Genomic DNA, 11761 nt, shown 5'->3' on the forward strand with positions numbered 1-11761 from the left:
AATGAGCGCCTATTTCGTTTTATTTTGATTTGTGAATTAGATATCAGCTACATCAAATTCAACAGCTGTCTCTACATCAGCTTCGTAATCAACACCATCAACACCGAAACCGAACAACTTCAAGAACTCTTCTTTGTACTCAACGTAGTCAGTCAGTTCTTTTAAGTTTTCAGTTGTGATTTGAGGCCATAGGTTACGACAATGCTCTTGAATGTCGTCACGCAGTTCTAGGTCATCTAGACGTAGACGGTTCACTTCATCAACTTCTGCTGCGCTGCCGTCTGCTTTGTATAGACGTTGGCTGAACATGCGGAAGATCTGTTCCATACAACCTTCGTGAATACCTTCTTCACGCATCTTCTTGAACACCATCGCGATGTAAAGAGGCATAACAGGAATCGCAGAGCTTGCTTGAGTCACAACAGACTTCAGAACAGCAACGTTTGCAGTACCGCCAGTTTGGCCTAGTTTTTCGTTAAGCGCTGATGCTGCACGGTCTAGATCCATCTTAGCTTTACCTAGCGCGCCATCCCAGTAGATTGGCCACGTTAGCTCTGTACCGATGTAGCTGTAAGCAACAGTCTTACAACCGTCAGCTAGAACACCCGCTTCAGAAAGTGCGTTGATCCAAAGTTCCCAATCTTCACCGCCCATTACAGTAACAGTGTCTTTGATCTCTTCTTCAGTAGCAGGCTCAACGCTTGCTTCGATGATCGCATCTTTGTTTGTATCTACCGCTGTAGATGTGTAAGTCTCACCGATAGGTTTAAGAGATGAACGAATCACTTCGCCAGTCTCTGGCATTTTACGCACTGGAGATGCCAGTGAGTACACAACCATATCGATTTGACCTAGATCTTCTTTGATCAGGTCAATTGTTTTCTGTTTAGCTTCGTTAGAGAAAGCATCGCCGTTAAGGCTTTTTGAATACAGGCCTTCTTCTTTAGCTAGCTTATCGAACGCTGCTGAGTTGTAAAAACCAGCTGTGCCCGGCTTTTTCTCAGTACCGGCTTTCTCGAAGAAAACACCGATAGTTGAAGCGCCGCCACCAAATGCAGCCGCAATACGTGAAGACAAGCCGTAGCCACTTGAAGAGCCAACAACGAGTACACGTTTAGGTGCATTTGCGATTGGGCCTTGAGCTTTTGTGTAAGCAATTTGTTCTTTTACATTAGCTTCACAACCGACTGGATGTGTTGTAGTACAGATGAATCCGCGAATTCGAGGTTTGATGATCATATTCAACTTCCTTAAAAAATCAGGTTAAGGATAAGAGTTTCGTGCGCAAATGGCATCTAATTTCTGTAAAAATGTGGTGAAAATGCAAGTGGTTGGAGCACTCAACTGATATTTGCCGACTAAGTCACCATTTGTTAACGCTTCTATTGCGACTTCTACGACAAAAACAAAAAAGGCACCTTATTAGGTGCCTTTTATCATTTCGTTATCTAAGCAACGCTATTTAGCTTAGGTTTTAACTCTTTTCGCGTCAAAGTTTCACTAAAGTCATGACTGAAGTGGTCAACTTGAATCGCTGTGTAACGTAGTTTATCAGCAGCAACAATTTGGTCGACTTCTTCTTGTGTCAGAACATCGGCAGCAAGTGCTTGAGCCAGTTTGTCTGCCAACAAGCCTTTACGAGCCACTTTGCCCTCTTTCACTGCTTTAAAGATCTTACGCTCCAGAGGCTTGATGCTGTACATCGCATTGAACGCGTTCTCCATAAGGCCAACACTATCATCCTCTTCCTTGCCGATGTAGCAAAGGTGAGTCAGACGTTCACGGTGTGCTCCCGGAGTCATCAAGCTTTCTGCTAGTTGAACTGTTAGGTTATCACTTGGTTTTTCGAAGTGGTTACCTACAGGGAAAACTAGACCTTTAAGTACTTTTCCAACCATCTTGTTCGGGAAGTTACGGTACGCTTCTTGTAACGACTTAGCCGCATTGTGGAAACAGTGTTGAACCGCGTAGTGTACGTAGTCTAGGTCAGCTTGTTGACGACCTTCGTCTTCATACTTTTTAAGTGCAGCAGACGCCATGTATAGGTAACTTAGACCATCACCCAAACGTGCAGAGATAAGCTCTTTACGTTTCAGTTCGCCACCTAGCGTCAGCATTGCGAAATCCGCACTCACTGCAAGCGCGCGGCTCAAGCGAGTCAAATCTTGGTAGTAAGGCTTCGTTGGACCACTCATGTCGGCTTTAATGAACTTAGAGCCAGTAAGTGCTGCACCAAACGCGCCAAACGTGTTTTTAGTTGCGTGTGAGATGTGCTTGAACAACAAGCTATCAAAGTCTTTTGCACCTTGCTTCTCATCTGGGTTCGCTGCCGCTTCCATTTCGCTCAATACGTATGGGTGACAACGTGTCGCACCTTGACCGAAGATCATCAGGTTACGAGTTAGAATGTTCGCACCTTCTACTGTGATAGCAACTGGAATACCTAGGTAAGGCGCAGCCAAGTAGTTCATTGGGCCATCTTGAATTGCACGACCTGAATGGATATCCATTGAGTCATTCAGAATAGTACGAGCCATCTCTGTCATGTGATACTTCGCGATAGCCGTTACGATACCCGGCTTCTCTTTCATATCAAGTGAAGTGGTTGTCAGTGTACGAGTCGCTTCTAATAGATACGTTAAACCACCAATACGGCCTAAGCTCTCTGCAACACCTTCAAATTTACCAATCGACATACCGAACTGCTTACGAACATAAGCGTATGCGCCGGTCGTTTTCGCTGTTAGGTGGCCCATCGCCGTACCAAGTGCGGGTAATGAGATACCACGACCTGCAGACAGACATTCCACCAGCATACGCCAGCCTTTACCTGCGTAATCTGCGCCACCGATTAGCCATTCCATAGGAATAAATACATCGTGACCGCGTGTTGGACCATTCATAAACGCAAGACCAAGTGGATCATGACGCTCACCAATCACAACACCTTCGTGGTCTGCCGGGATAAGCGCACAAGTGATACCAATGTCTTCTTTGTCACCCAGTAGTTTTTCTGGATCGTGCAGTTTGAAAGCCAAACCAAGTACCGTTGCCACTGGTGCTAGCGTAATGTAACGCTTGTTCCAGTTAAGCTTGATGCCTAGTGTCTCTTTACCTTCGTGCATGCCCATACACACTGTACCGACATCAGGGATACCACCCGCATCAGAACCAGCTTCAGGGCCTGTTAGTGCGAAACAAGGGATATCTGTACCGTCAGCAAGACGAGGTAGCCAGTAATCTTTTTGATCTTGAGTACCGTAGTGAGACAGCAGCTCACCAGGGCCAAGAGAGTTTGGAACCATTACCGAAACCGCGGTACTGATACTACGCGTTGCAATCTTAGTTACGATTGTAGAGTTGGCGTGCGCCGAAAATTCACGGCCGCCGTACCCTTTCGCGATAATTAGCGAGAAGAAACGCTCTTTGCGTAAGAAGTTCCACACCTCTTCAGGAAGGTCCCGGTCTTCTTTCACAATTTTGTGGTCATCAAGCATAGCGAGTAGAGTTTCCAGTTCATTGTCCATGAACGATTGCTCTTCTGCTGTCAGCTGAGGTTTTGGGTACTGGTGAAGCTTAGTGAAATCTGGTTTACCAGAAAACAGCTCTCCGTCCCACCACACGCTACCCGCTTCCATCGCTTCTTTCTCGGTGCTAGATAGGGGTGGTAGTACTTTTTTAAAGAGTTTAAAAGCTGGGTCACTTACCCATTTTTGTCTTAGAGAGCTCATAGTTCAGATCCTTTTGTTCACTATATTGTTTGTGAATGTTTTGCTTTTTATTGTTTTATTCTTTTGCTGACATGCCAGCGGCCAAATATGGAATAAGAATATCGACCACTGCCTTAGCATCTATCTTTCTGTCATAGTCATTCTCTGCAATTTCTATTAGAGCTTGGCTAGATGCCATGGTGAATACACAAGTCCCTAGGGTGAAGTGCAATCGCCAAAATAACTGTTCTTGAGTGAGGTTTGGGTTGGCTTTCATTACTGAGTTGGTAAACAAAGTCAGTACTTCGCTATAACGAGTAGTAATGAACCAACGTAAGTGACCTTGCACGTCCGTATAACCTCGGCCAATGAGTAACATAAATCGACTCGTACCATTTGGCCTTACATCATTGAGTGCCCTTAGTGGCTGTCTTAAAGACTCAAACACGTCACTCATAGAATACGTTTCGTTCAAATTTAAGTTCACTAGTGCATCTTGCAATGCTGGCATAAATGCTTCTAAGTAACGATTGAGTACCGCACGAACCAGAGTCTTCTTATCGCCAAAGTGGTAGTTCACTGAAGCAAGATTGACATTGGCTTTACTCGTAATCGTGCGTAAAGAGGTGTCATTAAAACCGTGCTCAGCAAATAAGCCTTCAGCCACATCTAAGATTTTGTCTTTGGTTGTACTTCTTGGTGCCATTTCAATCACTCGTATTAAACAACTGTTTGAAATATACGCTTAGAACATTTATTTAACAAGCAAGCAACATCACATTTTCACAAATTGGTCGTACCAGTTGTAAGCATTACGTTCTAAGCGATTGAATAGAGACGCGTTTAATTAAAAAGAGAAAATTAATGAATTTTTGGGGAACTGAAATGGTAATCGAGGGTCATAAATTAAGTAGAAAACAGAGTATTTAGATGTTTAACAGGCCGTCAAACTTGTTTCTCACTGTTTTCTTAATTACTGCATTTTCCTTATTAACTCCTATACTTGTATCCGCCCAAACCGCGTTGGTTTGGGCTTTTTTTTATCTAAGATCACGGTGTTTTTTTTAGGTTAATAGTAGACACAAAAAAGCCCTCGAAACCGAAGGCTTTCATTACATTAAAGTTCAAAGCATTTCACGATCCTACTAGGCAGCATCATTTTTGATTAACTCGGCTAGCACCGAAAGATCATTGCCGAGATCAACCGAAGCTCCCATTTCCGTTGCAATACCTTCAACCACTATGGTTTGAGTATCACTGCCGCCATTGATTGGAATCGATAGTGCGATATCGTCTCCATCAACAGACACTTCAATCATGCCAAGCAGCTCGGCCATTTGAGTTTCATCTTGTGGGTCTTCAAGTAGATCATTGAGGTCAATCAGATCACCGGCGCCCTCCGTATAAAGCTCAAAGTCTTTAATGATATCGGTCCCATTGTCGAGCGTAGAGTCTAGCCAAGTGAAGATGTTGTCTCCGCTATCTCCAATCAGCAGATCGTTGCCTGACTCGGCATACAAAGGTTCATTACTCGCTGCACTAATAACGTTATATTGCTGCGGTTCTTCGATATCTATGGTGACCGTCTCTACCGTACTTTCTACGCCATTAGAGTCGACCGCGACATAATCAAACTGCGGGTCTTCAGTTACCGCCTCGTTACCTTGGACATAACGTAACTCCCAACTGCCCCCTGTCGATGACAACTCCATTCCAACGATCGGATTATCTGGTGATGAATAACTGAAATCATAAAGTATTTGGCTGTTTCCGGTGTCTCCGGGGTCTTTCTGATACTGCTCTGTATGCGTTGTACCATCAGCAAAGGTATAGAGTACTTCAACATAAACATTACTATTGGTGTTAAATGAACCACCCAAACCATCTAGACCAAAATCAACGACCCCTAATGGATTATTCGTAAAATCGAGGACTAAGGTCTCCTGTTTGTTCATACCTCTACCATCGGTATCACCAATACCAAAACCGACATGAGACTGTTCACCTTGATACTGTTTCAAAGGCTTATTATTGTTGTCTTCAATCGTAACCGTAATCGTATTGCCGTTATCTAGGGTAATAAGTCTCTCGGTTGGCGACACCGCGACGCCCCAATTATAGAAACCATCAACGAGCTCTGGCATATCGTCAGGGGCACCACTAAAGCCCATTTCAAACATTTCTCCAGGCCCGGCAACGAAGCTGATATTGTTTGGGACAAACAACACACCGTTGTCGACGTCAGACTGCACAATTTCTCTCGTGACACCATTTTCATCGGTATACAAAAGGCTGCCGTTGGTTGGCAAACTTTCTATCCGAATATTAAGTGGAATGTCGTCATGATCATCTTCTATATCTGAGATGTAATCTGGCATGCCGCCATCTTCAGAATCGAAGAGGATAGGTATAATCGCGTCCTCATCATTAACGACCGTAAAACTGGTCGCTTCAGGTGCGTCATTGACACCATTGATGGTTATCTCGATAACATGCTCTACACCATCGATGGCGGTGACGACATATCGCTCAATAACCGTGTCGTCATCGTTCAAATATTGAACCGCATCGTTATCAACGACATAACTCCATGCCCCTTCAGGAGTAATCGTTAACATACCTAGTGCAAGTGCATAAGTAGATCCAACAGGGGTAAACACGCCATTAGGCATGTCACTGGTGTCGACGTCAGTAATCGTTAAAGTACCAGACACCGAGAGTTCGTTGGTATCTTCATTGACATCGACGTCCTCTGTCACTTCTCCCACGTCAGAGTCACCTTCCCCAATCGTAATCTCAGATGGATCATCAGCACCATTAATAGTGATTGTCACTTCACTTGTGGTTCCGTCAATCGCAGTAACCGTGTAAACCTCGGTGATAAATTCATCGTCATCGAGATATTGCACATCATCGTTGTCGACGACGTAAGTCCATTCACCATCGTCGGTAATGGTCAACATACCCAACGCAGTATCATTGGTCGAACCTTCAGGATTAAACGTTCCGTTAGGTTGAAAAGCCGCGACATCGTTAGCATCAACATCGGTAATCGTCAGTGTTCCCGTCGCCATCAAGTCGTTACTCTCCGGGTCAACATCGACATCTTCCGTCACCTCACCCATGTCTGAGTCACCTTCTCCGACAGTAATTTCGGATGGATCATCAGCACCATTGATGGTGATAGTTACTTCACTTGTGGTTCCGTCAATCGCAGTCACCGTGTAAACCTCGGTGACAAATTCATCGTCATCGAGATATTGCACATCGTCGTTGTTAACTACGTAAGTCCAAGCACCATCAGGGTCGATGCTCAATACGCCTAGCTGTGATTCGTTTGTTGAACCTACGAGGTTAAACTCACCGTCAGCTGAATAGGTAGGAGTGTCGCTGTCTACATCTGTAATTACGATCTGACCAGACGTCACTAATTGATTGGTGATCTCATCTACATCAATGTCCTCAGTCACACTGCCCGAGTCATCGGTAGCGACTGCCGCATCATCAGTACCAATGATGGTGACGGTGATGACTTGTTCGCCACCGTCGGAGGTTTGCACTGTCGTCGTATCTTGAATTTGCTCGCCATCAGCAAGTTCATCAAATGGACTGTTGGCCACGAATGTCCAGGAGCCATCCTCATTAACGACAAAAGACCCGAACCCATTTTCGCCTTCCGCATCTTTGGCGATAAAGGTAACGTCCGGATCGTCAATGGTTAAAGCGCCCCCGGTTTCAATAGGCTCATCCTGTTCAAACTCAATAACGTTGGTTTCACCTGAAACAAGCGCAAGAGCAATGATATCGAAAAGAGCAATACTTTGAGTTTCGGACAACCCTTGAGATTCAAGTCCGTCAGTTTCAAAGTTTGTTGAAGCCAGAGTTTCAGCCCCTGTACGTTCAATCCTACCGCTGTTGGTTAGACTTGAGCCTTGCTCACCTGCTGCGGCATCAAACTCTTCACCCAATTCTGTTGGATCAAACCCTTCTTCAATAGCACGTTGAACTTGAGCGATCGCATCATCAGTGTCTATCACGTTTTGCTGACCTTGGTCATCGACAAACCGTGCAGAAACGTTTGGCACGCTCTCTTCAGTTGTTTCGACAGTGACAATGACGTCGCTAGTAGCTGGTTGCTCGCCCGGAGGCAAACGTCTAACTTGGCCTTGAGCGTCGAGCACTATAACGCCGTTCGCAAGACCTAGTATACTTAGGTTGATATTTCCCATTTCCATATTCCCACTTCTGCCCAGAACACACCAAACGCGGATCCAATCCCACTCTGCGCTGTGGCTATTTCCTACAATAAATTTAGTAGTGGCATTATTGATAATCAACTCACTAAAGGCATGGAAATGCGATGCTTTTTAAATTAGTCAATAGCAATAGCGACTTACATTCAAAAAAAAACCAACAAACTTCGCATTTTTTTGCAAATGTCCTAAGCTTCGTTTAATACCATTCACTCAATTCAACGGTAAACGTAGGTTGGGAAACGGATGAGGCATTGAAAGTAGAAGGAGAGCTACTTTGAAATTGTTTAAATTATCCATAATGTGTTGCTTAGTTGCTGCAGCACCACTCGCCGCTCAAACTCTGGAACAGTCTGTGGCTATTACCCTGGCAACGAATCCAGAGATAAAAAGCATCTTTAACGAATATGTGAGCGTGAAAAAGCGTAATGACGCCTCTGGTGGGGCATACAGGCCGAGTATCGACCTTGATGCCGGTATTGGTTATGAAGGTATAAACCCTGCACCAAATAACGGTCCAGACACGGATCTAACAAGAAAGGAAGCAACGATTTCCCTCACTCAATTGCTGTGGGATGGTTCTTCGACTCTGAACGATATTGACCGTACCGCTGCAGAAGCCGAATCAGTTCGTTTGCAATTGATAGCCGATGCCGAAGACAAAGCACTGGAGGTAACACAAATATATCTCGACGCAGTAAAAGCGACTGAGGTACTGGCGCTGTCAGAAAGTAACCTTGCGATACACAAGAAAATCTATAAAGACATAAAAAAACGAGCGAGTTCAGGCATAGGTTCTACCGCAGACGTTTCGCAAGTAGAAGCTAGGATTGCAAAAGCTCATGGTAACTTATTAGCCGCCCAGAATAATTTGATCGACACACATACCCAATTTAGAAGAGTTGTAGGACAAGAACCGCTAGGTCTGATTTACCCAAGGGCCGACATATCTTGGATTCCACTGTCATTGTCAGATGCCCTAGTTGACGCTTTAGATAAACACCCTGTAATTAAAATAGCGGCGGCAGATGTCGACGCAGCACATTTTCAATATAAACAGTCCAAAGGCGTAAACTATCCTACATTCTCTATCGAAGCGTCTCAGTCATGGCGTGATGATGCAGGAGGCGATGAAGGTTCAAGTCAAGAAACGCTCGCAATGCTGAGAATGCGGTATAACTTGTACAATGGTGGTACAGACAGCGCCAATTCAGAAGCTTCTGCTTACCAACTCAATAAGGCGAAAGATCTTAGAGATCGTGCTTATCGCCAAGTCGAAGAAGGACTTCGCCTCTCATGGAGCGCCTTAGATCTCACACTGCAACAGAAAAACTTTTTGTCCGACCATGTTGATTCAGCTTCAGAAACCGTTATCGCCTATGAAAAACAATACCGAATAGGGAAACGTACTCTGCTTGACTTGCTCAATACTGAGAACGAACTGTTTGAAGCCCGCAAAGATTATCTGGATGCCCATTACTCGGAGCAGTACGCTAAATACCGAGTGATGAACGCTACAGGTTCTTTATTGAACGCTCTACTGGTCGACATACCAGAAGAGTGGACAACGGCCGTGGAGTATTAATGATGAAAATAACTTACTTATTACTTCCCGTATTAACGATGACTTTATTTGCCTGCTCCAATCAGCAGCGAGAAGCCTACATCGAGACGCCCGAAGCTGAACAAATTGCCGATCTACAAGACGATGATAAAGATGGTGTAGTAAACGCGCGAGATACCTGCCCTGGTACACCAGAAACATCACAAGTCGACAATGATGGCTGTGGTGAAACAATTCGAGCGGAAGAAGTCCGACAGCTGAAAATACTCTTTGCTCATGACTCATTTGAAGTAAACCCAATATTTTCTAGCCAAATTAGCACCATGGCAGAGTTTCTTGAAAACTACAAAAGCGCTTCAATTGAAATCCAAGGTTACGCCAGTAAAGTGGGCTCCAACGAATACAACTTAGACTTGTCAAAGAAACGAGCAAACAATGTACAAGATGAGTTACTTTCGAATGGTATAGAACCAGAGCGCGTGAGAATTGTTGGCTATGGTGAAGAACGCTTAGAAAACGATGGTGACGATCCTACTTCACACGCACTGAATCGTAAGGTAACCGCGACCGTAGTTGGGTTAAGTGAGCAGATCGTTGAAGAGTGGACCATTTTTACCACACTAGAAAAGTAACGTGACATCATCACTGAAAGCGCAAGATGTAAGGTAAATTCGCTTACAAATACAGCTTAGCTTCAAGATCAATAAAGCCGTGATAGGGTTACCCATCACGGCTTTTTGTTCTTTGTCGTCACATGAATCGTAAAGGTGATTCTGTAACTCTTCTTGCTACTCAGAAATTGACTTGTTACTCAGTGAGTAGGCTCCCTCTTAAGCGAACCTACTACCGATTATGCTTTTACCTACCAATTATAATTTTACTTCTTGATGCTTAGTTTTCGGTAGAGAAATACTTAGCAGGAAGTAACCTAAGATAGCTGCGGTCGTTGAGCCCATCAGGATACCTAATCGAGCAAGCGTATCAAAATCTGCGTTCGTTGGTCCAAATGCCAGCGATGAAATAAAGATAGACATCGTAAAGCCAATACCACACAACACAGATACCGCGAAGATGTTCATGAAGTTCACACCTTCAGGAAGCTTAGCGATGCCCGTTTTCACAGCACCCCAGCTGAATAGGAAGATACCCAGAGGCTTACCAACCAATAGACCCATAGCAATACCAAGCGGTAGCATGCCTGTAAGGTTTGAAATTGAGATGCCTTCTAGTGAGATACCTGCGTTTGCAAATGCGAAGATTGGCAAAATTGCAAAAGCGACGTATGGGTGCAGAGCATGTTCTAGATGTTTCAGCGGAGAACGCTCTCCTTTATTGCCTTTCAGTGGGATAGCAAAACCAATGACTACACCAGCCAATGTTGCGTGAACACCTGACTTCAATACTGCGAACCACAGAATTGCACCAACAATAAGGTAAACACTCAGCTTAGTTACATGCTTGTTGTTTAGCATGAACAGCACACCAGTTGCAATGAAGCCAACCGTTAGTGCAAGCGTCGATAGATCACCTGAGTAGAACAGTGCAATGATAACAACAACCCCTAGATCATCGATAATTGCCAACGCTAGTAGGAATACCTTCAAGCTTACCGGTACACGGTTACCAAGAAGAGCCATGATGCCCAATGCGAAAGCGATATCAGTTGCCGCTGGGATAGCCCAACCTTGAAGCGCTTCAGGGTTACTTGAATTGAATAGCACGTAAATAAGTGCAGGAGCTAGCATACCACCCACCGCTGCGATAGCTGGGAAGATTGCTGTCTCTTTAGACTTTAATGCGCCTTCTAACAGTTCGCGCTTAACTTCTAAGCCAATTAGAAGGAAGAAGACAGCCATTAAGCCATCGTTAATCCAGTGTGATACAGACATACCAAGAACATAGCTGTGCAGTACCCCTTGGTACATTTCGTTCAATGGTGAGTTTGCTACAAACATTGCGATCGCCGCAGCGATGACTAGTATGATGCCGCCAGCAGATTCCAATTTAAAGAAGTCACGGATGACGTCGGTCATGATTTCGCCCTTATATTTATTATTTAAATAAACGAATAACAAAGAATAACCACGAGTTTATATCCAAGCTCTATCGATAGATAATCACTTCTTCGGATGTTTAACTTCGGTTTTTCCTACAAATACTAAACAATACGTCGTATATTCCATAATGTTGTTATGCACCATGAATTAAGTATAGATGAGTTCACCAAGGCTGTA

General features: G+C 44.3%; 7 protein-coding genes. 2 read left to right on the forward strand and 5 right to left on the reverse strand.

What is annotated here, in order from left to right; translation table 11 throughout:
* Window positions 1-36: 36 nt before the first annotated feature.
* From fabV to ACED59_RS12650, 4 genes are all read right to left on the reverse strand, one after another.
* Window positions 37-1239, reverse strand: a complete 1203-nt coding sequence (gene fabV, locus ACED59_RS12635) for an enoyl-ACP reductase FabV (RefSeq protein ID WP_009847071.1) — start codon at window positions 1237-1239, stop codon at window positions 37-39.
* Window positions 1240-1448: 209 nt separating this feature from the next.
* Entirely contained in the window at window positions 1449-3731 is a 2283-nt protein-coding gene (locus ACED59_RS12640) for an acyl-CoA dehydrogenase (RefSeq protein WP_004734682.1), read from the reverse strand.
* Between the two features lie 55 nt (window positions 3732-3786).
* Window positions 3787-4416 (reverse strand): TetR/AcrR family transcriptional regulator, encoded by a 630-nt coding sequence (locus tag ACED59_RS12645; RefSeq protein ID WP_009847073.1) that lies wholly within the window; start codon window positions 4414-4416, stop codon window positions 3787-3789.
* A gap of 439 nt (window positions 4417-4855) precedes the next feature.
* The gene (locus ACED59_RS12650; RefSeq protein WP_371704920.1) at window positions 4856-7939 is read right to left on the reverse strand and encodes a VCBS domain-containing protein; all 3084 of its coding nucleotides are present in this window, start codon (window positions 7937-7939) and stop codon (window positions 4856-4858) included.
* 301 nt (window positions 7940-8240) lie between these two features.
* On the opposite strand from ACED59_RS12650, the gene ACED59_RS12655 reads away from it, so the two are divergent.
* Complete coding sequence (locus ACED59_RS12655; protein ID WP_017096715.1) at window positions 8241-9548, forward strand: TolC family outer membrane protein; 1308 nt, start codon at window positions 8241-8243, stop codon at window positions 9546-9548.
* Window positions 9548-10159: an OmpA family protein gene (locus ACED59_RS12660; RefSeq protein ID WP_032499588.1), complete on the forward strand. Its 612-nt coding sequence runs from the start codon at window positions 9548-9550 to the stop codon at window positions 10157-10159. The genes ACED59_RS12655 and ACED59_RS12660 overlap by 1 nt, the downstream gene beginning before the upstream one ends.
* A gap of 237 nt (window positions 10160-10396) precedes the next feature.
* Here ACED59_RS12660 and nhaA read toward each other — a convergent pair whose 3' ends face one another.
* A complete protein-coding gene (nhaA, locus tag ACED59_RS12665) occupies window positions 10397-11560 on the reverse strand; it encodes a Na+/H+ antiporter NhaA (protein ID WP_029222855.1) in 1164 nt (387 codons plus the stop codon).
* Window positions 11561-11761: the final 201 nt, after the last annotated feature.

The organism is Vibrio sp. FF266 (genome assembly GCF_041439695.1).
Taxonomy (GTDB): domain Bacteria; phylum Pseudomonadota; class Gammaproteobacteria; order Enterobacterales; family Vibrionaceae; genus Vibrio; species Vibrio tasmaniensis_A.

Bases quoted from the DNA above. Each gene is read 5' to 3' on its own strand.
- fabV (WP_009847071.1), bottom strand. From the start codon at position 1,239: ATGATCATCAAACCTCGAATTCGCGGATTCATCTGTACTACAACACAT.
- ACED59_RS12640 (WP_004734682.1), bottom strand. From the start codon at position 3,731: ATGAGCTCTCTAAGACAAAAATGGGTAAGTGACCCAGCTTTTAAACTC.
- ACED59_RS12645 (WP_009847073.1), bottom strand. From the start codon at position 4,416: ATGGCACCAAGAAGTACAACCAAAGACAAAATCTTAGATGTGGCTGAA.
- ACED59_RS12650 (WP_371704920.1), bottom strand. From the start codon at position 7,939: ATGGGAAATATCAACCTAAGTATACTAGGTCTTGCGAACGGCGTTATA.
- ACED59_RS12660 (WP_032499588.1), top strand. From the start codon at position 9,548: ATGATGAAAATAACTTACTTATTACTTCCCGTATTAACGATGACTTTA.
- nhaA (WP_029222855.1), bottom strand. From the start codon at position 11,560: ATGACCGACGTCATCCGTGACTTCTTTAAATTGGAATCTGCTGGCGGC.